The 22,794-nt window shown below is 68.8% G+C and carries 18 protein-coding genes and 2 pseudogenes; 10 read left to right on the top strand and 10 right to left on the bottom strand.

The genetic code is table 11. The annotated features are described in order from the left end of the window. From pelF to ACE3OU_RS10130, 10 genes are all read right to left on the bottom strand, one after another. Window positions 1-1,040 (bottom strand): GT4 family glycosyltransferase PelF (gene pelF, locus ACE3OU_RS10175; protein ID WP_374241447.1); only part of this gene is annotated, 1,040 nt, incomplete at its 3' end. After that, window positions 1,037-2,062 carry a hypothetical protein gene (locus ACE3OU_RS10170; protein WP_374241446.1) on the bottom strand — a complete coding sequence of 342 codons (1,026 nt, stop codon included), beginning with the start codon at window positions 2,060-2,062 and terminating at the stop codon, window positions 1,037-1,039. The genes pelF and ACE3OU_RS10170, both read right to left, overlap by 4 nt. Beyond that, on the bottom strand, window positions 2,022-3,380 hold the full coding sequence (locus tag ACE3OU_RS10165) for a PelD GGDEF domain-containing protein (protein ID WP_374241445.1): 1,359 nt from the start codon (window positions 3,378-3,380) through the stop codon (window positions 2,022-2,024). Before ACE3OU_RS10165 ends, ACE3OU_RS10170 begins: the two co-directional genes overlap by 41 nt. A gap of 24 nt (window positions 3,381-3,404) precedes the next feature. Next, window positions 3,405-3,956, bottom strand: coding sequence for a hypothetical protein (locus tag ACE3OU_RS10160; RefSeq protein ID WP_374241444.1), 552 nt, complete (start codon window positions 3,954-3,956; stop codon window positions 3,405-3,407). Window positions 3,957-3,974: 18 nt separating this feature from the next. Beyond that, on the bottom strand, window positions 3,975-7,664 hold the full coding sequence (locus ACE3OU_RS10155; protein WP_374241443.1) for a tetratricopeptide repeat protein: 3,690 nt from the start codon (window positions 7,662-7,664) through the stop codon (window positions 3,975-3,977). A 13-nt stretch (window positions 7,665-7,677) separates the two neighbouring features. Further along, window positions 7,678-10,479, bottom strand: a complete 2,802-nt coding sequence (locus ACE3OU_RS10150; RefSeq protein ID WP_374241442.1) for a bifunctional glycoside hydrolase 114/ polysaccharide deacetylase family protein — start codon at window positions 10,477-10,479, stop codon at window positions 7,678-7,680. A gap of 241 nt (window positions 10,480-10,720) precedes the next feature. Then, the gene (locus ACE3OU_RS10145) at window positions 10,721-11,557 is read right to left on the bottom strand and encodes a spherulation-specific family 4 protein (protein WP_374241441.1); all 837 of its coding nucleotides are present in this window, start codon (window positions 11,555-11,557) and stop codon (window positions 10,721-10,723) included. Between the two features lie 90 nt (window positions 11,558-11,647). After that, window positions 11,648-12,763, bottom strand: coding sequence for an alpha-hydroxy acid oxidase (locus ACE3OU_RS10140; protein WP_374241440.1), 1,116 nt, complete (start codon window positions 12,761-12,763; stop codon window positions 11,648-11,650). After that, window positions 12,760-13,443 carry a Fe2+-dependent dioxygenase gene (locus ACE3OU_RS10135; protein ID WP_374241439.1) on the bottom strand — a complete coding sequence of 228 codons (684 nt, stop codon included), beginning with the start codon at window positions 13,441-13,443 and terminating at the stop codon, window positions 12,760-12,762. Before ACE3OU_RS10135 ends, ACE3OU_RS10140 begins: the two co-directional genes overlap by 4 nt. Before the next feature lie 126 nt (window positions 13,444-13,569). Continuing rightward, window positions 13,570-15,828, bottom strand: a complete 2,259-nt coding sequence (locus tag ACE3OU_RS10130) for a TonB-dependent receptor (protein ID WP_374241438.1) — start codon at window positions 15,826-15,828, stop codon at window positions 13,570-13,572. 579 nt (window positions 15,829-16,407) lie between these two features. On the opposite strand from ACE3OU_RS10130, the gene ACE3OU_RS10125 reads away from it, so the two are divergent. The 10 genes and pseudogenes from ACE3OU_RS10125 to ACE3OU_RS10080 all read left to right on the top strand — a co-directional run. Next, window positions 16,408-16,893, top strand: a complete 486-nt coding sequence (locus ACE3OU_RS10125) for a hypothetical protein (protein WP_374241437.1) — start codon at window positions 16,408-16,410, stop codon at window positions 16,891-16,893. A gap of 556 nt (window positions 16,894-17,449) precedes the next feature. Next, the gene (locus ACE3OU_RS10120) at window positions 17,450-18,862 is read left to right on the top strand and encodes a tyrosine-type recombinase/integrase (protein ID WP_374241436.1); all 1,413 of its coding nucleotides are present in this window, start codon (window positions 17,450-17,452) and stop codon (window positions 18,860-18,862) included. Window positions 18,863-18,920: 58 nt separating this feature from the next. Continuing rightward, window positions 18,921-19,244 carry a DUF4258 domain-containing protein gene (locus tag ACE3OU_RS10115; protein ID WP_374241435.1) on the top strand — a complete coding sequence of 108 codons (324 nt, stop codon included), beginning with the start codon at window positions 18,921-18,923 and terminating at the stop codon, window positions 19,242-19,244. Then, window positions 19,244-19,678 carry a helix-turn-helix domain-containing protein gene (locus ACE3OU_RS10110; protein WP_374241434.1) on the top strand — a complete coding sequence of 145 codons (435 nt, stop codon included), beginning with the start codon at window positions 19,244-19,246 and terminating at the stop codon, window positions 19,676-19,678. The genes ACE3OU_RS10115 and ACE3OU_RS10110 overlap by 1 nt, the downstream gene beginning before the upstream one ends. Window positions 19,679-19,741: 63 nt before the next feature. Then, entirely contained in the window at window positions 19,742-20,032 is a 291-nt protein-coding gene (locus ACE3OU_RS10105; protein WP_374241433.1) for a BrnA antitoxin family protein, read from the top strand. Continuing rightward, window positions 20,019-20,297, top strand: a complete 279-nt coding sequence (locus ACE3OU_RS10100) for a helix-turn-helix domain-containing protein (protein WP_374241501.1) — start codon at window positions 20,019-20,021, stop codon at window positions 20,295-20,297. Before ACE3OU_RS10105 ends, ACE3OU_RS10100 begins: the two co-directional genes overlap by 14 nt. A 21-nt stretch (window positions 20,298-20,318) precedes the next feature. Then, a complete protein-coding gene (locus ACE3OU_RS10095; protein WP_374241432.1) occupies window positions 20,319-20,597 on the top strand; it encodes a HigA family addiction module antitoxin in 279 nt (92 codons plus the stop codon). Between the two features lie 440 nt (window positions 20,598-21,037). Beyond that, entirely contained in the window at window positions 21,038-21,226 is a 189-nt protein-coding gene (locus tag ACE3OU_RS10090) for a helix-turn-helix domain-containing protein (RefSeq protein WP_374241431.1), read from the top strand. Window positions 21,227-21,579: 353 nt separating this feature from the next. Then, a pseudogene (locus ACE3OU_RS10085) lies at window positions 21,580-21,747 on the top strand (helix-turn-helix domain-containing protein); the annotation flags it as partial. Window positions 21,748-22,156: 409 nt separating this feature from the next. After that, a pseudogene (locus ACE3OU_RS10080) lies at window positions 22,157-22,666 on the top strand (ISAs1 family transposase); the annotation flags it as partial. Window positions 22,667-22,794 lie beyond the last annotated feature (128 nt).

The raw sequence follows: 22,794 nt of genomic DNA, 5'->3' as shown, positions 1-22,794 counted from the left end.
AGGTTGACCACCCGGCGCATCGCGCGGATGAAGGTCTTGATGTCCTTGATCGGCACCACCCGGCCGATCAGGCACAGCACCGGCGGCGGGCTGTCGGGCTGCTGCTCGCGCAGGGGCGTGAGGCGTTCGAGGGAGATGCCGTTGGGGATGCAGAAGGTGCGCTCGGCCCGGGCGCCGTCGGCCACCTGGCGCAGGCGATTGGCCTCGTAGAGGGCGATGATCGGGTCGGCGGCGTCGTAGGTGAGGCGGCCCAGCCATTCAAAAAAGCGGATCCACATCTGCCGGAAGTAGGAGAGGTCGGCCGGGTCTTTCTGGAAGACGTTGCGGTTGTCGCGGATCCACTCGTTCTGGTAGAGGTCGATCTTGCGTTCCTTGGTGTAGATGCCGTGCTCAGAGAGCACCAGCGGGATGCCCCGGGAGCGGGCGATCAGCGCGCCCAGGAAGCCGGCGTAGCCCGTCGAGATGCTGTGCACGGCTTTTACCGGGATGAGGTCGCGGGCCACCTTGCCGAGCAGCCACAGGGGCTGGTGCATGATGCGCACCGTCCAGAAGTAATCCACGAAGCTCGGGTCGGTGCAGTACTTGCGGTAGCGGTCGGCGATCATGTCCCACGACGACTCGGAGTGCAGGAAGTCTTCCACCGTCAGCCGCCCGCCGGGCTGCAGCTCGCGGGCGATCCGGGCGAAGGCGTCGAGGCCGGCCGGGTTGCCCTTGAAGCCGTCGTGGAGCTGGGCCACGTCGGCGTAGGTGGTGGCGTCGCCCCGGCGCGGGGTGGGCTTGGCGTGGGGCTCGACCTTCACGATGTCGTCGTGCAGGAAGTGGGTCTCGAGGTGCACCACGTTGGGCGGGATCGCATACCTGGGCTTGCCGTAGTCCGAGCGCCGGCTGCCCAGAAAGACGATCGCGAAGCGGATGTCGGGGAAGGCGCGGATGATCTGGTTCACCCAGCTCGACACGCCCCCCGACACGTAGGGGAAGGTGCCCTCCAGCAGCAGGGCCACGTCGGCGCTGGCGGCCTTGGGAAATTCGTCGGTGCTCATGGGGCGGTGCTCGCTTGCGTATCGCGGGCCTGGCGGCTCCACAGCCGGACCACCGGCTGCAGGCGCGACAGGCCCTGCCAGTTGTCGAGGTGCTCGATGATCTCGCGCACCTCGTCGAAGTCGCGGCGCAGGAAGGCCAGCTCGGCCCGGTAGGGTTCGACCCGCGGCGCCGGCAGGCCCAGCACGCGGGCGCCGCGGTAGGCCGCCTCGGCCTCCTCGTGGCGGCCCATCTGGTGCAGCAGGCGGCCGAACTGCAGGGCCACGCCGGCGTTGGTGGGCTCGGCGGCCATCACCTCGCTCATGTACTTGAAGCCCTCGTGGGCGGCGTGCTCCATCAGGTCGCCCTGCACCAGGCCCTGGTAGATCAGCTCCCAGTACAGCCCGGCCAGGCGCCGGGCGGCGAGCAGGCGGGCGGCGGGGTCGGTGGCGGCGGCGTACTGGCCGCGCTCGGCATGGATGGCGGCGTTGATCTTCTTCTCGCGGGTGTCGAGCATGCCGTAGGCGAGCAGCCGCAGGTCTTCGGTGGCGTCGTTGAGGAGCTCCCGCAGCATGGGGTTGGAGACCGCGCTGGGGGCGTTGCCCAGCGCCACCACCGCGCGCAGGCGCTGGGCCACCGGGGCGCGGTCGTTCTTGAGGAACTGGCGCACGCCGGCCTGGCGGAAGCTGGTCATGTCCTGCTTCTCGTGGGGGTCGAGGGCGGGCAGCGGCACGGCGCGGAAATCCAGCGTGCCGCGGCGGCGGGGCAGCAGCGGCAGCGCGAAGATGGCCAGGATCACGCCGCAGAAGCCGAACACCGGGATGAAGAAGCTGGCGCTCCAGATCAGCGCCAGCACCGGCAGCCGCGGGGTGGCCAGGGCCTTGGGCAGCAGCGACCAGACGAGCAGCGCCAGCAGCGCGCTGGCGCCGCCGTGGCTGGTGAGGTAGAGGAGCAGCGCCGCGTCGCTCGTCTCGCCGGCGGCGAGCTGGACCCAGGCGCCGGTCTCAAGCGCGAGGGCGCTCAGTCCGAGTTTCGGCTGGAACATGGCATTGCTGGAGCAGGGTCAGGAGGAGTTGCTCGGGGGGCAGCTGGTCGAGCAGCACCACCCGGGTGGTGACACCGGCCTCTTCGAGGGTGGCGCCGCGGTTCTGGGCGATCCACCCCTCGACCCGGTTGGCGTAGCCCTGGGCGGCGCTCTCGCCGGCCAGGGGCATCAGCGTGAACAGCACCCGGCCGTGGGTCGAGGCGCAGGCCCACACCGAGTCGAGGGCACGCTGGAGGCGCTCGATCTGCAGGGCCAGGTCGTCGAAGCCCGGCTGGCTGCGGAACTCGAGGGCCACCAGGGCGCTGCGTACGCCGGCGGCGCGGCGGATGTGCCACACGCGCATCAGCTCGAAGGCGAAGGTCGGCGGGCAGGCCGGCACCGCGCGCAGGATGGGCTCGGCGATACGCGCCGCGTTGAGGCTGTCGGCGTAGTAGCCGAGCAGCAGGTTGAGCATCTGCAGGGTTTCCTCGTGGAGCGCGAAGAAGGGCATGCGCTCGACCACCAGCAGCGCCTGCAGCATGCCGGTGGCGTCCTTGAGGGGCACCGCCACTAGGTAGCGGGAGCGGCCGCGCTGCTCGACCTCGTCGAGGGCGACGTGGGAGAGCTCCTTGCGTTCGAGGGCGAAGGTGATCAGCGGGTCGGTGGTGTCGAGCTCGAAGGGCGTGCCGAGGGTGTGGTCGGGCGTCCGGCGCAGGCTGTCGCCCTGCAGCCGATGCACGGCCGCGCATTCGATCTGGCAGTACTGGGACAGCAGGCGCAGCAGCTCGCCCGCCGCGGGCAGCGCGTCGCCGTCGGCCACGCTGCCGTGGCTGGTGATGCGGCGCAGGTTGAGGAGGGCGTCGCGCATCGACACCGGGCGGGAGATGAGGTCCTGCTCCAGGCGGTCGTGGGAGAGGCGCAGCAGGTAGTGCTGGTGGGTGAGGTGGTCGAGGCGCTGGGCGATGTAGCGCTGCATGGCCTCGGCGCGGCGCACCCGGTTGCTCCACAGCGAGCCGAACTCGCCGCAGATCATCACCAGCACCAGCGCGCCGAGGAGCTCGTCCTGGGGCAGGGTCGGGCCGATCAGGTTGTACCGGGCCAGCCCGAACCAGCCGGCCAGCACCACCAGCGAGGCCAGGATGCCGGCCAGCGCGCCGTAGCGCAGGGCCACCACGACCGGCCCGAGGGCGACCCACGGGAAGGGGCCGTGGGTGTAGAAGGGGTCGGCCGGATTGATCCAGACGCACAGGGCCAGCACCAGCAGCGGCACCGCCAGCACTTCGGCGATGGCGGCGGCGGTGGGGGCGCCGGCGGGCGTGAGGTAGGACAGGATCTTCATGACAGGGCGTCGCGCGGGGCCGGCTCAGCGCTGGACGGCCGGCTCCAGCAGCGACTTGATGAGCTTCTGGGCCACCGCCGACAGGGCGTCGCGGCTCCAGCCGCTCTTGGCGCCGACGCCGCTCCACACGACGCGCCCGCTGGGGACTTCGACCACCGACAGGGCCACGCCGACCGCCGGCTCGCCATCCACGCCCACCTTGTAGCGCCATTCGTCCACGGTGCCGGTGACGGCGTAGCGGGCGTTCTGGCCGCGGGCCCAGTCGAGGGCCTTGTCGGCGTCCTTGGGGGCGCCGTTCTCGAAGAGGTTGTCGCTGGCGAGCTGGGCCGGGTAGCGCTGCACGTCGGCGACGCCGAGGGTGCGCAGCAGGCCCTCGCTGATGGCCTCGGCGCGCTGGCCGGCGAAGGGGGTCTCGGTGGCGTTGGCAAACGGCAGCACCACCCAGCGGGCGCCGGCTTCGAGTTTGGGCGCGGGGGCGCGGTCCACCACCGAGCAGGCCGACAGCAGGACGGCCAGGGCCGGGGCGAGGAGGCGGGAGGAGAGGCTGCTGAGGGTTTTGGCGGGCAGGCGGGTCATGGTGTCGGCCTCGTGAAGTCAGAAGAGGTAGCGGTAGTGCAGCGCGAACTGGCGGGTCTTGGCGTAGGTGCCGGTGCCGCCCTTGTCTTCGCGCAGCAGGGCGGAGAAGTGGTCGTTGCCCAGCAGGCTGCCGGCCAGGCCCAGGCTGTAGTCGTAGCCGGCGCCGACCACGCTGTTGTGGAGCAGGCCCACCGAGCCGATGGGCCGCAGCGCGCGGGTGTAATCGGTGATGTGGCGCGTGTTGGTGCTGAGGCGCAGGCCATACAGGTTGAAGCTGGAGGGCGCCAGCGCCGCGGCGTCCACCGGCGTGGTGGCGAACAGGCGCTGCTTGATCTCGATGGCGCGGGCATCGGTGCTGTCGACGCCGCCCTCGAAATCATAGCTGCTGGCGAAGGCGCTGCCGACCAGGTCGGACAGCTCGGTGCGGAAGGCGTGGGCGTATTCGAGCTGGGTCTGGCGGGCGCGGCCGATGGGCAGGCCGTTCTGGGCCGTGTAGCGGTAGTCGTCGAAGCGCAGGTTGAGCTGGTCGCGCACCGACAGGCGCACGGTGAGCCCGAGGCCCGCCTGCTGGCGCAGGCCCGCCACGCGGAGGGCGGCGTTCTCGGTGGCGGGCTGGTCGCGGCCGAGGGTGGCGGTGAGGCTGAGGTGGCGGTTGACGCGCTGCTCGCGCTCGACCAGGACGGGCGTGTAGCCGGCGTAGCTGTCGCGGCGGCCGATGGCCAGGCGGGTGGTGCCGTCGTCGTGCATCCAGTCGAGGCGGGCGATGGCCAGGGCCTCCAGGCCGGGCAGGGCGCTGAAGTAGTTGCGGTCGATGATCTGGCGGGACACCCGGCCGAGCTCGACGGCGAGGCGCAGCCGCGGCGCGAGGGCGAGGTCGAGGCGGGCGCCGGTGAAGGTCTCGTCGATGCTGCCGAGCTGGCGCTGCGCGAGGTCGAGGTCGGCCCGGTCGGCCTGGTCGAGCATGACCTCGGTGAGCTGCAGGTGGCTGGTCTCGTCGTCGCGCTGGAGGTCCATGGCCTCGAAGGCGGCGGTGGCGGCGATGGCCGGGGTGCCGGCCAGCCGGGCGAGGTTGACCCGGTCGTAGCGGGGCAGGCGTTCGTCCCATTGTTCGAGCAGGCGGGCGGCTTCGCGGGGGTCGGCGTTGCCCAGCGCGGCGGTGGTCTCGGCCCACAGCGGGCGCGCCAGGCTCTTGCCGTACTGGTGCCACAGGAAGCCGCGCACGCCTTCCATCTGGCCCTGGTCGATGAACCACGCCAGCACCAGCTCCCGGGCTGCCGGGCTGAGGGGGGCGTCGGGGGCGCGGTCGAGGCGCAGCAGCTCGCGCAGCAGGGCGTGGGCCGGGTCGCCGGGGTTCTGGCTGCGGGCGAGGCGCAGGCGGGCCAGGCGGCGCACCTGGTCGAGCTGCTCGGGTGTCGGCTCGGCCTGCGCGGGGCGGCGTTCCTGCCGCAGCAGGGCCTCGCGCAGGCGCCAGGCGCGGTCGGTGTCGCCGTTCTGTTCGAGGGCGTCGGCGTAGGCCAGCATCCACAAAAAGTCGTCCCGGTGTTGGCGCAGGCGCGGCGTGTAGTAACGGTCGAGGGCCCGCTGTGGGCGGGACAGGGCCTGCCAGGCGGCGGCGAGGGCGTCGTGCAGGCTTTCTTCCGCGGCCCAGGTGTCTTCGTGGCGGGCCAGCAGGCTGCGCAGGGTGGGGGCGTCGTTGCCGTCGATGAGCATCCACAGCAGGGCCTCGCGCACGCCTTCGGCCTGGGGTTGCAGGGCGAGCGCCTGTTGGTAATCGGCCGCGGCTGCGGCGCGCCGGCCGGCGAGCTGGTGATGGCGCCCGCGCTGGGCGAGGAAGCGGGCGTCCTGTTCCGCCTCGCGCAGCTGGGCCGGGGTGAGCTGGCCGAGGACACGGGCGATGTCGGCTTCGCGGCCGGCCTCGGCGTAGAGGTCGAGCACGCGCTTGAGCTGATCGATGCGCCCGAAGCGCCGCCAGGCCCGCTCGGTCACCGGGCCGGCGGCGGCGGGGTCGGCTGCGCGGACGAGGTCGAGGTAGCGGGTGAATTCGGTTTCGGTGGCGTCGTCGAAATCGACGACGCGGCGGAGGCTGTCGCGGGCGGCGGCGTTGTCTTCGATGAAGGCGGCGAGCTCGGCGTGGAGCCGCCAGAAGGCCTTGTCGTCGCCGGCGGCGCGGGGCCGGGCGCGGTCGAGGGCGGCGAAGGCTTCGCGGCTGCGGCCTTCGCGCATCAGCAGGGCGACGAGGCGCTCGGCCCGGCGCGGGTCGGGCCCGAGGCGCGCCTCGAGGCGGCCGAGGGAGGCGATGGCGAGCTCGACCTCGCCGGCCCGTTCGGCGAGCTGTTCGAGGGCTTCGAGCACCGCCGCCGGTGCCTGGCCGCCGGCGCGGGCCTGCAGGAAGGCGAGGGCGTCGCGGGTGCGCCCGAGGCGCTCGTAGGTGTCGACGACGGCGCTGAGGCGTGCCAGGTCGAGGGGGCGCTGCCGGGCGTCCCATTCGAGGGCGGCGACCAGGGCTTCGTCGTCGGTGAGGCCGGGGGCGAGGCGCAGCACCGCCTCCCAGGCTTCGCGGCGGCCGTCGCGGCGGGCCAGCAGCAGCCATTGGTCGAGGGCGACGCGGGGCTGGCCGTGCCATTCGGCGACCTTGGCGAGGCGCTCGCGCCAGGCGAGGTCGTCGGGCCGCTGGCGCACCGCCGAGTCGGCTACCCGGAAGGCGTCGGCGAGGTTGCGGTTGCCCAGGAAGGCGTCGTAGGCGAGGCTGTAGATGCGTTCGTCGAAGGGCAGGCCGAGGGTGCCGGGCGCACCGGCCGGTGCTGCCGCGGCGGTGCCGGCGGTGGCCAGCAGGCCGCCGTCGAGGCCGGCCTCGGCGAGTTGCCGGCGACGCAGCTGGTCGAGCAGCGACAGGCGGAGCATGCGGCGGGCGAGGCGGTCGGCCACGTCCGGCCGGTTGCAGGCGCGGGCCAGCACCACCACGGCGTAGAGGGTCTCGGTGTCGTCGGCCAGATCGCCGAGTTCCCGCTCGGCGGTGGCGATGGCTTCGTCGAGGAGGTTGCCGGCCTGCAGGGCGTGCAGGGCCGCGAGGTAGTGCTGGCGTCGGGCGGCCAGCCCGGTGGCGCGCTGGCGGGCCACCAGGTAGAGGGCGGCGGCGCCCCGGTAGTCGCCCGCGTCGAGCACGGTGCGGGCGGATTCGGCGTACCAGCCGGCGTCGAAGCTGGCGCCGGGGCGCCGGGCGAGGGCCTTGATCAGCCCGGTGCCGATCTGCCGCTCGCCGAGGGCGAAGGCGTCGGCGGCGATGCGCACCGTCATCTCCTCGGGCCAGGGCTCGGCGGCGAGTTCGTGGAGGCGCTTGATCATCGCCTTGTGCAGGGCCGGCCGCAGCGGGGAGGTGTCGGGCAGCCGCGACCAGGCTTCGCGGTAGCTCAGCCAGTCGCGCCAGTGGGAGTCGGCCCGCAGGCGCGGGTCGGTGCTGTCGAGGAGCGGGCGCAGGGTGGCCCGGGCGGCGTCGGTTTCGTTACGGGCGAGCTGCTGGCGGGCCAGGGCGAAGCGCAGCTCGGGGTCGTCCGGGTCGGTGCGCAGCAGGTTGGCCAGGTAGGAGACGGTGAGCAGGTCGCCGCGCCGGGATTCGATGGCGCGGCGTTCGAGGGTGGGGTTGGGCACCATCAGCACGAAGACGGCCGCCACCACCACCGTGAACACGGCGAGGCTGCGGGGGGCGATCACGCGCGGGCGCGCGTTAATGCCGGGGGCATCGAAGATCGAAGTCCGCTGCCGCATGGGGGGCTCGGTAGTGGCTGAGGCGCCGGTCGGCGGCGCTGGGCGCCAGCGGGGCGCCGGCGCTGCTGAGGGTGCAGCCGGCCGCGTTGGCCAGCGTGAAGTCGAGGGGGGCGTGCCCGGCGAGGCGGAAGCGGATCTGGTTGCCGTCGCGGGCCCAGGCGGCGACCCGGGCGTTGGCCGAGGCGAGCATGGGCAGGGCCTGCGGCGCGGGGCTGAAGCGGATCTCGGCGCTGCGGCCGGTGAGGTGGAGGTAGTGTCCCTCTTCACCCTTCAGCCAGCCGGCGACGCCCTGGCTGGCGGCGAGGTCGGGCAGCCCTAGGGCGGGCGGCACGCGCAGGGTGCGCAGGTGGGTGGCGTTGCGGACCAGCGTGCTCTCCCCGTCGATTGGTCGGGCGAGCACCAGGGTGTTGAAGTTGTTGGCCTTTTCGACGAACTCGGTGGGGAAGACCGGGTGGATGGGCTGGGCGAGGGCCCAGGCGTACACCTTGTGGAGGGCGGCGAGGGAGGCCCGCTTGGTGGCCGAGTAGGTGTGGTAGTAGATGTCGATGGGCTTCAGGCGGCGCGGCGAGCCGGTGAAGCGGAAGGTCTCGACGACCCGCTCGAAGCCATAGAAGGGGCCCGTCCACAGGTTGGTGAACACGTTCTCGTTCATGATCGGGGCGTAGGCCTGGAAGCGTTCGCCGAGCCGGATGCCGAGGGGGCTGACCGCCGTGAGGCTGGGGTAGGTGCGGGAGGCGACGGTGTTGCCGCCGTTCATGGTGAGCAGGCCGGCGCGCTCGCTGATCGCCAGCGCCCGCTCGGTGGGGGCGGCGTTGCCCGTCCACAGCAGCAGGCGCACGGGCTTGCCGGCCGGCGCGAGGCGCTGGCGGATGTAGTCGGTGGAGCCGACGATCTCGCGCTCCAGGCTGGGGATGTAGCCCGGCGGGGTGAGGGTGTAGCCCTGGGCGGCGGTGCTGGCGATGCCCTTGTCCACGTCGGCCCAGTAGAACGGGTGGGTGTAGCTGTGGGTGGCGATCTCGACGCTGGGCAACGCGAAGATGCGCCGCGCGACGGCCTCCATGGCCGCGGACTCGCGGGGGTAGAGGCCGTGGGGGGCCACCTCGGCTTCGATCACCGACATGGCGTGGGGCAGCTTGTAGCGGGTGAGCACCTCGCCGAGCAGCACCTCGGCCCCCAGGGGGGCGCCGGGCAGTTCGGCGCGGGACGGGAAGCCGTCTCCGTCGATGTGGGCGAAGAACAGGCGGCGACCGGTCTCGGTGGTGGTGTCGGGGGCCGGCAGGGGCGGTAGGGCCAGGGCGGCCTGCAGGAAGGCGAAGGGGTCGGTCACCCAGCGCACCTGGTCGATCCCGCCGGGCATCTCGACCACCGCGTAGCGGCTCGGCAGCAGGCCACCCCAGGGGGTGATGAGCACCGGGTCGTAGCGCTGGCCCGCGCCGTCGCGGAGGCTGAGCCAGGGCGTGAAGCCCTCACCCTCGCCGGCCAGCGGGGTGACCGGCGGGCCGGGGATCGCCTCGAGCTCGAAGCCGACTTCGGGGGCGCGATGGACGATCTGCACCGTGCCCCGGGAGGCCGGGCGGGTCTTGAGCCGGGTGACGTCGAGGAGGATCGGGGTGCGCAGGTGGCTGAGGTCGCCGACCATGCCGACCCGCAGGCCCTCGGTGATCCGCGCGGCCAGCCAGGGGGCGAGGCGCAGCCGGGTGGCGGGCAGCAGTTCGCCGCCGAACCAGGTGATCACGCCGGCGTAGCGGCCGTCCACGGTGGGCGGGAGGGGGCCATTGACGTCCACGTAGTCGACCACGTAGCCCAGGTGGTTGAGGGGCATCTCGAGGAAGCGGTGGGCGTTGGTGAAGTTGATCTGGGGAGCTTCACGACCGTCGTGGAGCACCATCACGCGCCGCGGGATGACCTCGACGCTGCCGACGCCGAGGGTGGCCAGGCCGCCGTCGGCGACCCACGGGATGAAGCCGTCGGCCTGGATGCGGCGGGCGGTCTCCCGGGCCAGCTCGCGGGGCTGGGGCGGCACGTAGTCGATGGCGATGGCGGGCAGGCCGAACTCGTCCCGCGCCCGGGCGAGCTGCTGGCGCAGCCAGTCGCGGTCGGCGGCCGAGACTTCCTGGTAGCGGTTGGAGGCGGCGTTCCAGCCCCGGTGGAGGGATTCGGCGGCCACGGCGTACACCTCGCCCCGCAGCTCGGGCAGGAACTCGAAGCCGCGGTTGAGGATCAGGCGGATACCGGGAAAGCGGGCCCGCAGGTGCCTGAGGGTGCGCACGATGCCCGCCTGCTGGGCGGCCATGTCGGCGCCGCTGGCGAGGCGGTAGGAGTCGAGGGTGTCGAGGAAGAGGCCCCGGTAGCCCTTCTCCCACAGGGGGGCGACGATGGCCTCGGCGACGAATCCGGCCCAGCCGGGCGCGGCCTGGTCGATGACGGTGGAGGCCCAGGCCGCGTTGCTGGCGATGCGCCAGTCGGCCGGGACGCGGGCGGCCCAGCTGCGGGAGGGGTGGACCTCGCCGATGCTGACGTAGGCGAAGAGCTCGCTGGCGCCGGCCTCGCCCGGCTGCGCGTCGCCCCGGTAGGCGACGGGGTCGAAGCCGTGGTCCGGGTCGACCACGGCGATGTCGAAGGCGTGGAGTTCGGCGAGGGGGGCGTCCTTGGCATAGACGAAGGCCACCGACGGCGTTGCCGCCAAAGCGGACGCCGCGGGAAGTGCCCAGGCCAGGGCCAGCAGCAACAGGGTGGTCAGCCGCTGGAGAAGATGCGGCACCGGGACGGGCACAGGAGCCTCACGGATATTGATCGACGATGATCAACTATCGTTCGGGGGCCGGAAAACTTTAGGGCTGGCGCGGCCGGAAGGGCGCGCCGGGACGCGCTGTGCGGCGCCGGCGGGCTGCTGGATCCGCGCCCGGCGGCGCCCCGGGGGCGGCGTCGCCCGGCCGGCCGGAAGGCTTTCGGGGTGTTTGGCGAGTCGATGCCTGGCGGGCGTGCCGGGTGGCTGACGGGCTTCAGCCCTGGCGGCGGTGGCGCCGGCTGGCGAGCCAGGCGAGGGCGCCGGCGGCGCCGAGGGCCAGCGTGCCGGGGGCCGGCAGGGCGGCGGCGCGTTCCACCTCCTGCGTCCAGTAGCTCGGCAGGGTGTCGTAGGGGTCGGGCATCCGGTCGTCGGTGACGTAGATCATCGCCAGGCCGAGGGTGGCGGAGTTGGCGATGAACTCGGCCATCTGGGCTTCGGAGGCTTCGTGGACGATGCTTGCCAGGCGGCGGGTGTAGGCCGGGTCGAGATAGCCCGGAGGGAGCCGGGCGTAGTCGGCGGCGTAGCCTTCGAAGCCTACGATCACGTCGGCGGCGCCGAGATAGGCGGGGTCGGTGGGGACACCGGGGTTGCCGAGCACCGTCAGCTGGGCGCCCTTGCCCTTGATGTAGCCGTAGAGGTCGGTGTAGTGGGCCAGGGTGCCGATGTCGGTGGCCATCTCGTCGATGAAGAAACCATCCAGCGGGTAGCGGGCGAGGTAGGCGTCCACGTCGGCCCGCTCGGCGGCGGCGCTGCGCCCGCCCCACGAGGTATGCACGTAGCCCAGCACCCGCCCGCCGGCGGCGCGCAGCGATTCGACCACCGCGAGGTAGTTGGGGTCGAGGGCGTCGCCGGGGCCGCTGTTGACGTTGACGATGGCGGTGACGCCCACCCGGCTGGCCGCGGCGTCGAGGGCCTGCCAGTAGTCGCTGCCGCTGTCGGCGGGGTAGAAGTAGGCCGGCACCAGCAGTTCGACCTGGGCGGCGGCTTCGGCGTGGCCGCCGCCGAGGCCGAGCAGGACGGAGGCGGCGAGGGTGGAGAGGGTCTTCTTCATGATGACGACGGGGCTCCGAAAAGAAATTTCACGCGAATATACCCGTTTTCAGTTGTCATCCGTGCTTTCGGACCTTGACCGCTGCCGCGGTCAGCCGGGCGCGATCAGGAGTTCGGGGCCGATGTCGTCCAGCGTGCGGCAGCCGCACAGGGCCATGGCGATCTCCAGCTCGTCGCGCAGCAGCCGGATCACGTGGGCCACCCCGAGGGCGCCGGCGTTGGCGAGGCCGAAGATGTAGGGCCGGCCGACCAGCACCGCGCTGGCGCCGAGGGCGAGGGCCTTGAGCACGTCGGTGCCGCGCCGGATGCCGCCGTCCACCAGCAGGGGCAGGCGCCCTTCAAGGGCTTCGGCGATGGCGGGCAGCGCGGCGGCGGTGGGCAGCGCGGTGTCGAGGGTGCGCCCGCCGTGGTTGGAGACGATGAGCCCGTCCAGCCGCAGGCGGGCCGCCTCGAGGGCGTCGTCGGGGTGGAGGATGCCCTTCAGGAGCACCGGCAGCCGGGTGTTGGCCTGCAGCCAGGCGACGTCGTCCCAGGTCGGGGCGTCGGCCAGCAGGGTGTCGAAGAGGGCGCTCTGCCCGGGCCCGGGGGCCTGGGCGGGGCGGGGGGGCAGGCCGGCCAGGTTGACCGCCGCGATGCCCGGCGGCAGGCGGAAGCGGGCGCGGCGCTCCCGGTCGCGGGCGCCGTGACAGGGGGCGTCCACGGTGAGGACGAGGGCTTCGTAGCCGGCGGCTTCGGCACGGCGGATGAGTTCGAGGTTGAAGCCCCGGTCGTGCTGGAGGTAGAGCTGGAACCACAGCGGGCCCCGGTCGGCGTCCTCGCGCACGGCGCGGGCGACCGCTTCGAGGGGCAGGCTGGCCTGGGTGCTCAGCACCAGGCCGGCGCCCTGGGCGGAGGCGGCGAGGGCGGTGGCGAGCTCGCCGTCCGGGTGGGCCATGCGCTGGTAGGCCACCGGGGCGAGCAGGATCGGGTGGGCCAGGCTGCGCCCCAGCAGGCTGCGCCGGGTGTGGCCGCCGGCGAGCCGGCGCAGCACCCGGGGCTTGAGCTGCAGGGCGCGCCAGGCGTCCTGGTTGTGCTGGAGGGTGGTCTCGTCGGCGGCGGCGCCGGCGAAGTAGGCCCAGGCGTTGTTGTCGAGCACGCTGGCGGCGTGGGTTTCGTGGTCGGCCAGGGTGACGACGCCGGGCGGGAGGGGCGGCGAGATAGCGTTCATGTGTCGGCCCACATCCGCAGGAGGTTGTGATAAGTGCCGGTGAGGGCGACGGCTTCGTCGCATTCGCCGTGTCTGTCGCGCAGCTTCATGATGGCCATGTCGAGCTCGAAGAGCAGGCGGCGCTGTTCGTCGCTGCGCACCATGCTCTCGATCCAGAAGAAGCAGGCCAGCCGGTGGCCGCGGGTGACCGGGGTAACCTCGTGGATGCTGGTGCCGGGGTAGAGCACCGCATGGCCGGCGGGCAGCTTGACGCCGCGGGCGCCGTAGGTGTCCTGGACGAGCAGCTCGCCGCCGTCGTATTCGGCCGGGTCGGCGAGGAAGACGGTGCACGACACGTCGGTGCGTACCCGTTCGCCGTTGTCGGCGCGGAAGCGGATGGCGTTGTCCACGTGGGCGCCGTAGAAGGGCGTGTCGCCGCCGTAGCGGTTGACCCGCGGGGTGAAGATCTTTCTGGGCAGGGCGGCGGTGAGGAGCAGCGGGTGGCGCTCGACGGCCCGCAGCACGAGCTGGCGGACGGTGCCCGCCGCAGCGCAGTCGTGGGGCAACTGCTCGTTGTTCTTGACGGTGGCGGCCTGGGGGCCGGCGCTGTCGCGGCCGTCGGCCCAGGGGGCGCCTTCGAGGGCCTGGCGGGCCTGGCGGATTTCGTCGCCGCTCAGGAGTTCCGGGATGTGCAGGAGCATGGCAGAGGAGGTGCCTTGGGCTTGGGCGGCGCGGCCGCTATTTGTTGAGAATGGGATTCAATTACATGCGTTTTCGCCCCGGGCTGCCTTGCGCTGGGTCAAGCGCCGGTCGCCCGGCCCGCGGGCTCAGAACTTGAGGGTGCCGGTGAGGTAGACCGTCCGGCCGACGCCCGGCACGTAGTGGCCGTTGGCGTACAGGGAGTCGGCGTAGAACTTGTTGGTCAGGTTGATGAAGTTGGCCTTGAGGGTCAGCTTGTCCTGGATGGCTTCGTACTCGGCCATCGCGTCGTAGGTGATGTAGCCGGCGGAATACAGGCCGGCCGGGTTGCGGTTGGGCGTCATGCGGGTGCGGGCGTTGGCGCCGGCGCCGACGCGCAGCTTTTCGTCCACCTGGTAGGTGCTCCACAGGGCCGCCTGGTGTTTCGGGATCAGCGATGGGCGTTGGCCGAGGCCTTCGGCACCTTCCGCGCCCTTGTCGATCTCTGCGTCCCAGATCCAGGTGTAGGAGCCGTAGAGTTCCCAGCGCGGGGTGAGCTTGCCGATCACGTCGGTCTCGAAGCCGGTGGCGTGGCGCTTGCCGGACAGCACTGCGATGTTGAGCAGCGGGTCGGTGTTGCGCTCGTTGAGCTTGACCGCGCGGAACAGCGCGAAGCGGCTGCTCATGCGGCGGTCGGCGGAGTCGATCTTGGCGCCGAGCTCAAGGTTCATGCTCTTCTCGGGCGGGGTGTTCACCGTCTGGGCGCTGTAGGAATAGGTGTCGCCCGAGGTGTTGAACGAGGTGCCGTAGGAGAGGTGGTAGGAGTGGCGGTCGGAGGGCTGGAACAGCACCCCGAAGCGGTTGCTCGCCTTGTAGATGGCCTGCTGGTAGTGGGTGACGGCGCCGGTGCTGGCGTTGAAGGCGTCGTACTGGGCCGACATGCCGTCGTAGCGCAGGCCGGCGAGGACTTTCCAGTGGGGGGCGAGCTGGATCAGATCCTGGGCATACACGCCGGCGGCCAGGCTCTCGAACTCGCTGTTCTTGCCGATCGTGCGGCCGTCCTCATCCACCCAGCCGGTGCCGCCGGCGCCGATGGTGGTGGTCGGCTTGTTGGGGATGCTGGCGCCGCCCTGGGCCGCCGTGCGGGCTCCGCGGACGATCTTCTTCTCCCACGCGAGATCAACGCCGGTGAGCACCTCGTGCTTGAAGCCGAGGGCCTCGAACCGGGTGGACAGGTCGCTCTGGGCGAACAGGTTCTCCATGCTCTGGATCTTGTTCTGGACGCCGCGGGTAAGCACGGTGGCGCTGCTGAAGTTCTCGCGGGTGGCGAGCACGCCGTCGGGTTGCAGCGCCGCGCCGGCGATGCGCACGGTGCTGGCGCGCTGGTCGCGGTTGAAGTCGCCCTTGCGGATCTTGGTGACCAGCTCGGTGTCGGCCGAGAAGCGGTGGGTGTGGGCAAAGGTGGCGTAGCCGGCCGAGCCGTGGTTGTAGTCGCTCCGGGTGCCGTAGTAGCTGGACGGGTCGACCGGGAGGGTGGTCAGCGCCGGGTTGGTGGCGCTCTTGCGGATATAGGGCAGGCCGTAGTTGATGCCGTTGTCGTTCTGCAGGTAGAAGAAGCTCACTTCGAACTCGTCACGGCTGCCGATGCCCCAGCGGTAGTCGGCGGCGAATCCGTACTTGTCCAGACTGGAGCCGGCGCCGTTGTTGTCGGCCTGGGTGCGCATGGCGTTGATGCGCAGCGCCGAGTCGTCGCCGGTCTTCACGTTCACGTCGGCCACCACGCGGCGGTACTGGTAGCTTCCGAGCGTCACGTCGACCTGGGTCTCGTCGATGAGCTTGGCCTGCTTGTTGACCTGGTTGACCGCACCGCCGGTGGAGCCACGGCCGAAGAGCATCGACGCTGAGCCGCGCAGCACCTCGACGCGGTCGAAGTTGAAGGTGTCGCGGTCGTAGAAGGCCGGGTCGCGCATGCCGTCGATGAACAGGTCGCCGGTGGTGTTGAGCGGGAAGCCGCGCAGGCGGATGTCCTCCTCACCCCCCTCGGCGGCCAGGAAAGTGACGCCGGAGGTCATCTTGAGGGCTTCCTTGACGGTGTCGATCTTGCGGTCGTCCATCAGCTTCTCGGTGACCACGGTGACCGACTGGGGGATGTCGCGCAGCTGCTGCTTGCCCTTGCCGATGCGCGTGCTGGTGGTGCGCAGGCTGTCCTTGCCGCTGGGCTCGGCTTCGGCCGCGGCCTTCACGACCACCGGCTGGAGGGTCTTGGTGTCATCGTCGGCGGCCTGCGCCCAGCCGTTCATCGAGGCGGCGAACAACAGCGCGCCCAGCGGCAGGATGGTTCGCTCACCGGCGGTTGTGGAAATGGGGGGGTGGGGGATGTGCCGCTGACGGCTCTTCTTGTGTGCCATGTGCCTGTTTGCCCTGGGGGCCTCCGGAAATGACGGCGCAGGGGCGCCGGGGATTTCGTGACCTGTGGCTGGCTGGCTGCGTGGCTGGCTTGCATGAAGGATCTGGTGGGAGTGTAATGAATTTGAGAACTATTCTCAATACTGTCGCGTTGTTCGTGTCTTTCTTCAATCGGCAGGGCGGTGTAGCGTCGGGGCTTCCGGGGCAGCGTTGCCGGTGCGTGATCCGTTTCAGGCCGCAAGTAGGCACTGCTGAACCTGACACGTGAGCCCGTCTGGCGGGCGATGTCACCGACCGGCACATAGGAGCCATTTGATGATCGGCACAATGGAGCCACCCCGTGATCGGCGTAATGGAGCCAGTTTCACTCTGACGGACGTCTCGACCTTTCGCGGCCCACCGCTACCCTGCCGGGTTTGGCAGGAGAGAGCCGGTGGCCCGCAGGAGCATCGAGATGCACGAGTACCGCCAGGCCCTGATGCGTTTGCGTCAGGGCGATTCGGAGCGCGAGATTGCCCGCTCCGATTTGATGGGCCCGCCAAGGCGGCCCGCTTCCGGTGCACCAGATCGTTGGCGGCGACGTGAATCACATCACTGTCACCTGTTCCCCCAGGCCGCGCGTAGTCGTTACCCCAGGGGAGGGCGTCGTTACTGACGCCCAGAAAGCCCAGATCAGCGCCCTGCGCGTCGAATGGGTCGCGCTTCACAACAGCATCAAGCAGCGCCCGCTCACCGACGCTGCAGCCTGGATGAAGATCAACGCCAAGGCTGGCGTCACCTCCTGCCACCTCATCCCGCTTGAGCGCTTCGACGATGTGCTGGCCTACATCCGCCGCGAAATGGCCACGCTGCGCGCCATGCCCTCGGCGCCCGGCAAGGACGACGCCTGGCGCACCAAGCGGATCAGCGCCATCAAGGCCCGCTGCAAGAACCAGCTTGGCGACCCCGACGCCTACAAGCCTTACATCAAGAAGAACTTCGGCGCAGCGTCCCTCTCCGAGCTGGCCACCGACGAGTTGCAGCGCACCTACACCTACATCATGGCCAACAAGGCCGCTGCCCAATGAAAAGCGGGCCGGGTAGCAATCCCGGCCCGTTACTTTCCCGTCTCCCGTTCGGTTTCGCGCATTCCAGTAACGCGCCCGCGTCGAATCTCGTGCAAATCTGACCGCTCCTGCACCACTTTCGCTGAAGACCGTCGCGAATCGACTCCCCGCCCCGATCCCCGCGAATCCCGCGCCCCTCCTGGGATCATCCCACCAAGCCCGGCTTCTTCCCACCGTGCCAAATGAACTGCTCCCCCATAAGGGCGTGCAGCCTGACCGTTCGGATCTGGCTACACGCTCCCCAAAAAGCAAAAGGCCAACCCTCACGGATTGGCCTAAGTGCTTGAATCTATTGGTGCTGCTGACCGGAATCGAACTGATGACCTACTGATTACGAATCTGAAGGTAGGCGTGTTTATCTGTGTTGATGGGAATGTATGAAATTACGTATGTGATTGAAAAATATGGGTTGTGATTGGTTTGTGGATTGATCCGCGTTGATGGGAGTTGCTAGAATCGGGAGCAATGGGGGAGCAACGGAACTGGCCGTTGCTCTCGGCACCGAGGAGCAATGACCATGGCCCGCGAAACTGAACGCATCCGCCTGACCCTCGACCGCATCCGCAAGCTGGTGCCTCCGGCCGGCTCACAGGCGGTCTATGTGTTCGATGATGACCCCAAGCAGCTCTGCATTCGCGTGACGCCGGCCGGGGCAAAATCCTTCGTGTTCGCCGGCAAGCTCAACAAGGTGCCGCTCCGTATCACCATTGGCGATGTGAAGGTTTGGACCTTGGACGACGCCCGAACTGAAGCCCGGCGACTGCAGGGCTTGATTGACCAGGGTATCGACCCGCGCCAAGAGAAGGCCGAGCGCATCGCCGCCGCCGAGGCCAAGCGGGAAGAGGCCCGACGTGTCGAAGCGCCGGCCCTTGAGGCTTGGACTGCCTACATCGAGGCCCGCCGGCCGAGGTGGGGCGCGCGTCACCTCGACGCTCACCTGGACATGAGCAAGGAGGGCGGTGAGAAGCGCACCAGGGGCCGCAGAAAGGGCGAGGGCGACACGACACAGCCGGGCGTGCTCCGGCCGCTACTGCTGCTGCCCTTGTCCCGGATCGACGCGGCCTGCGTGCGGGCATGGCTGGAGGACGAGACCGCGAAGCGCGCGACCTCTGCCGCCCTGGCCTTCCGGCTGCTGAGGGCGTTCCTCAACTGGTGCAGTGACCGCCCGGAATACCGCGAACAGGTGCATGCCGATGCGTGCGCCCCCCGCCTGGCGAAGGAGACTTTGCCTAAGCCCTCTGCACGGGATGACTGCTTGCAGAAGGAGCAGATCCGGCCGTGGTTCGCAGAGGTGAGGAACCTGAGCCCGATCCAGTCCGCCTACCTGCAAGTCGTGCTGCTGACTGGCCCGCGCCGCAACGAGATGACGGCGCTGCGCTGGGAGGACGTGGACTTCAAGTGGAACGCCATGACCGTGCGCGACAAGGACGAGAGCAAGGGCGGGCTTGATGGAACGCGGACGATCCCGCTGACACCGTATGTGAAGAGCCTGTTGCTCGGGTTGAAGGCGAGCAGCGAAGTCCCGCCGCCGAAATCTCGCATCCTCAACGGGAAGCGGATCGAGAGCGACCTGAGCCTGTGGAAGCCGTCCCCGTTTGTGTTCTCGAGTCGCTCCGAGTCGGGACACATCGAAGAGCCGCGCATCGCCCATGACAAGGCGGTCGCCGCGGCCGGGATTCCCGACTTGACGATCCAGGGCCTGCGCCGCAGCTTCTCGACCCTCGCCGAATGGACCGAAGCCCCCGAAGGTGTGGTTGCCCAGATCCAGGGCCACAAGCCGAGCGCGACCCGGGAGAAGCATTACAAGAAACGCCCCCTCGACCTCCTGCGCATGTGGCACACCAAGATCGAGGCGTGGGTTCTCGAACAGGCCGGGATTGAGCAGCCGGGCGAGGAGCAGGCGCCGGGGCTGCGTGTGGTGAAGGCGTAGGCGGCGGTCCTCGACGCTTCTTGATTTTCTCCCCATCAACCTATAAAAAGTATAGGTAATGACGAATCCTGTACCCTTCCGGCTGAACGACGCCAACGCCCTCCGCCTTCTGCGGGAGATTGCCGCCGATTCGGCCCGAGTCGTACTCCTTACCCACGCCAAGCAGCGAATGCGGCAACGGCAGATCACGCTGGCCCAGGTGCTTGATGTGCTGCGCAAGGGGCGGGTGGCAGAACCCGCAACGGTCGACATCCACGGCAACTGGAAGCTGACGATTCGTGGCTCCAGCTGTGGGCAGGAAATATCGGTGGCCGGTGCCATCGACATGAACGACGAGCCCGGCAAACGGGTGTTTGTGATAACGGTTTTTGGGAGCGATTGATGTACCACTACACGGAAGGCGGGCTGACGAATGTCTGGCTCTCCAACGGCTTCAGGGAGGAAGACACGCCCTATGGCAAGGGTGTGTCCATCGAGGATGTCGAAGGCCTCCATCGCGTGATCGGTATGAAGCTGGTCAAGGAACGGGCGCAACTGACGGGGGCCGAGTTTCGGTTCCTGCGCAAGGAACTGGGGCTGTCGCAGGCGAAGCTGGCCCACTGGTGGGGCTACGAGGCGCAGAGCGTCGCCGGCTGGGAGAAGCGGGGGCGAGTGCCGCGCATTGCCGACCGCTTCATTCGGGCGTTCTTCCTCGAGAAGGTTTCCGGCAATCCGTCCGTACTGGAGATTGTCGAGCGCCTGGCCGACGCCGATCGGGAGGATGCGCCCAAGCTGACCTTCGAGGAAACGGCGGAGGGCTGGCGGGCGGCCGCCTGACTGTTGTCATCCGCTCCGGTAGCAAACGTGAGGGGTACGATGCCTGGCTCGAAAACGAATGCGATGAACCGTAAGCAGGTGCTGTCCGCCGTGCGTGCCCTGACGCACGATCAGGATTATGTCTGGGACGGTAAGGACGAGGACGACCGGCCGGCCACCGAGGAGGAACTGCGCGCCGGCATTGAAGCCGCCCGCCGGGGCCGTGGACGTCCCGCCGGAACTGGCTCGAAGGAGCAGGTCGCCATCCGGATTGACCGCGATGTTCTCGCAGCCTTCCGGGCTGGAGGTGCCGGGTGGCAAACCCGGATGAATGACGCGCTGCGTGAATGGCTGAAAGAGCATTCGGCCGTCTGACTCGCCCCGTCGAACCGAGATCGGATTATCACAAAAGCGGATGGCCGATACTCTCGGTGTTGATAAACAGACGGTTTCGCTGTGGGAGCGCAGCAAGCGCCGCCCAGCCGTCGCGGCAGAGCGCATGTTGTACTTGGAGTTTGCGGACAAAACCACCAAGCTGGCCGAGATGATCGAGCGCTGGAACGATACCGACCGGCAGGACGATGAAGAGCAACGGACGACGGCTGAGCGGGCGTCAACCGGATGGCGGGTTGCCGCCTGAAAAGGATTTGTCTTGAGTCTGATGCACGACCCTTCGACCCCTGGCGAGATCCTGGCCGGCTGGCTGGAAGACCTCGACATGAGCGTGACCGCCTTCGCCGCCCACGTGGGTATCAGCCGGGTGATGCTCTCCCGCATCCTGAACGGCCATGCGGCCGTGACCGCCGATATGGACCTGCGCTTGCATGAAGCCCTCGGCACCTCGCCCGGCTACTGGCTGCGCCTGCAAACCCAGCGCGACCTGTGGGCCGCCAGCCAGCGCGCCAAGGATAGGGCGCCCGTGGTCCGTCTCACGGCCTGACCGAGCGCCACGCTCTTTCTCGGCCTTATTGTCTCTAGCAACGCACCCCGCGGACTGGCCGCGGGCGCTGAAGTTCTCGCCTCAGAGCGTCTCTATTCCGAGTTCGTAGACGCTCGCTCCACTTTCTCCCCTCGCTGCAATTACGCCCACTAGCCTACCGCCAGGGCTTCGCTTCGTCCAAGAAATGCTTGGGAAAGGGGGGGGCTTCGCCATTGACAAACCCCGAGGAGAAAAAAATACAGGTGAATTTTCTCTCCTCAAAATGGCAAGTTGAACTTGTATTTTGTGGCTATTTTAGGGTCGAAGAAATTAATCAAGCATTTGATTTTAAACAATAATTTCTTGATCCGTTATTTGTGCGTGGGTATCCTCTGATTCATCGGGCCGCAGCGATGCATGGAAATAGTTTACAGGCCGCACGACCGAGACAAGGAGCCGTAATGGAAAACGCAAATTCGCTTGGAGATCTGAAGGTTGTCCCTACCGGTGAGGCCGCGAGCTTGCTTGGCCTGCGTCCGCAGACGCTGCGCAAGTGGGCGACTTATGGTGGGCCGATCAAGCCGGTGAAGATTGGCGGTCGCTTGGGATGGCCGGCCGCAGACCTGAAGCGCCTCCTGCGTGGTGAGTGACGCGATGACCTGTTCCAAAAGAACCAGGCCGCCGCCTGGCAATAAAAAAGCCCACGGCGGACCGCGGGCTTTTCGGTGCGCAGCAAGCGGGAGTGGAGGCCTACTTGCTGTGCCAAGTCAAATTGCACATGAACGAGGAAATGGTAATGGCCGAGTCTCAAAAAGTCCAGCCACCAATTGGCGAATCGACGAGTCACGTTGCGACGCACCAGGGGTGGCGCCTATACGAACGACTCAAAGCACAAATTCCACGCAACCTTGATCCCCTGGCGTACGAACGGGAACTCCGCCGCTTGGCCCGCAGGCTGGGGGTGTAGGCCGTGGGCGAGATATTCAGCATCGTCCCGCTTGAAATGTGGGCAGATAAGCGCCTGACGCTGAAGCAGATGCGCGTGCTGGGTGTCCTTTTCTCCTTCCGGGGCAAAAACACCGACACCGTATGGCCTTCACGGGCACTAATCGCCGGACGCTGCGGCATGAGCCCGTGCCACGTTTCAACCGCGACCAGCGAGCTTGAACGCCTTGGCTGGCTCCAGAAGGACGGCAAGGGCGGACACTCGAAATCGACCCGCTACACCATAACTGTTCCCGAGCTACGAGACATCGAAACGGTATCGAATTCCGGAACCGTTCCGAAAGGCGGAACCGTTCCGGAATCGGGTACGGGAGGGGTTCCGGAATCGGGGACACGCTTGCGGGTTCCGGAATCGGGAACGGGCAAAGAACAGACCATAGAACAGACCAGTGTTGGGCGTGCGCGCCCTATCGCCGGCAAAGCCGTGACTGCCGATACAGGCAAGAAGTCTTCAGCAGGGCAATCGTACCGACCCGACATACCCCACCGCAAAACATCGTTCACCTTCATAGCCTTACACGCCCCCTGTTCACAGCCGCAGAAAGTGTGTAGTTTCCTGGCTTTTTGGGCTTCCCATGAAGACAGGAGTAATGCCGCTGATGCAGGTATTTGTTTCGATCTCCGATCCGCGCAGCCCTCGGCACACGCAGCACGATCTGGCCGAACTTCTGACGGTCGTGGTGTGCGGGGTGCTCAGTGGCGCGGACGACTTTGTCGGCATCGAGGAGTGGGCCAAGTTGAAACTCGACTGGCTGCGGGGCTTCATGAAGCTTGAGCAGGGCATCCCGTCCCACGACACGCTGGCCCGCGTGTTCGGGCTGATTTCGCCCGACGAGTTCGAGACCGCCTTCAGGCGCTGGGTGGGTATGGTGATCCCGACGCTGGCCCAAGACACGGTGGTGGCGATCGACGGCAAGACCAGCCGCCGCTCGCACAACAAGAAAGACACCGACGCCCACCCGCTGCACCTGGTGAGCGCCTTCGCCGCCGGCCTCGGGGTTGTACTGGGGCAGAAGGCCACCGAAGAGAAGTCCAATGAGATCACCGCCATCCCCGAGCTGCTCAAGACCCTGGCGCTCCAGGGGACCAGGGCAATCGTACCGACCCGACATACCCCACCGCAAAACATCGTTCACCTTCATAGCCTTACACGCCCCCTGTTCACAGCCGCAGAAAGTGTGTAGTTTCCTGGCTTTTTGGGCTTCCCATGAAG

It is taken from the genome of Zoogloea sp., from assembly GCF_041908905.1.
GTDB lineage: Bacteria > Pseudomonadota > Gammaproteobacteria > Burkholderiales > Rhodocyclaceae > Zoogloea.
The sequence above is the reverse complement of the archived record's forward strand: the minus strand, read 5'-3'. Positions and strand labels throughout refer to the sequence as shown.

Coding starts and splice junctions, on each gene's coding strand:
- ACE3OU_RS10170 (WP_374241446.1), bottom strand. CDS start 2,062: ATGTTCCAGCCGAAACTCGGACTGAGCGCCCTCGCGCTTGAGACCGGC.
- ACE3OU_RS10165 (WP_374241445.1), bottom strand. CDS start 3,380: ATGAAGATCCTGTCCTACCTCACGCCCGCCGGCGCCCCCACCGCCGCC.
- ACE3OU_RS10160 (WP_374241444.1), bottom strand. CDS start 3,956: ATGACCCGCCTGCCCGCCAAAACCCTCAGCAGCCTCTCCTCCCGCCTC.
- ACE3OU_RS10145 (WP_374241441.1), bottom strand. CDS start 11,557: ATGAAGAAGACCCTCTCCACCCTCGCCGCCTCCGTCCTGCTCGGCCTC.
- ACE3OU_RS10140 (WP_374241440.1), bottom strand. CDS start 12,763: ATGAACGCTATCTCGCCGCCCCTCCCGCCCGGCGTCGTCACCCTGGCC.
- ACE3OU_RS10135 (WP_374241439.1), bottom strand. CDS start 13,443: ATGCTCCTGCACATCCCGGAACTCCTGAGCGGCGACGAAATCCGCCAG.
- ACE3OU_RS10130 (WP_374241438.1), bottom strand. CDS start 15,828: ATGGCACACAAGAAGAGCCGTCAGCGGCACATCCCCCACCCCCCCATT.
- ACE3OU_RS10120 (WP_374241436.1), top strand. CDS start 17,450: ATGGCCCGCGAAACTGAACGCATCCGCCTGACCCTCGACCGCATCCGC.
- ACE3OU_RS10115 (WP_374241435.1), top strand. CDS start 18,921: ATGACGAATCCTGTACCCTTCCGGCTGAACGACGCCAACGCCCTCCGC.
- ACE3OU_RS10110 (WP_374241434.1), top strand. CDS start 19,244: ATGTACCACTACACGGAAGGCGGGCTGACGAATGTCTGGCTCTCCAAC.
- ACE3OU_RS10105 (WP_374241433.1), top strand. CDS start 19,742: ATGAACCGTAAGCAGGTGCTGTCCGCCGTGCGTGCCCTGACGCACGAT.
- ACE3OU_RS10095 (WP_374241432.1), top strand. CDS start 20,319: ATGCACGACCCTTCGACCCCTGGCGAGATCCTGGCCGGCTGGCTGGAA.
- ACE3OU_RS10090 (WP_374241431.1), top strand. CDS start 21,038: ATGGAAAACGCAAATTCGCTTGGAGATCTGAAGGTTGTCCCTACCGGT.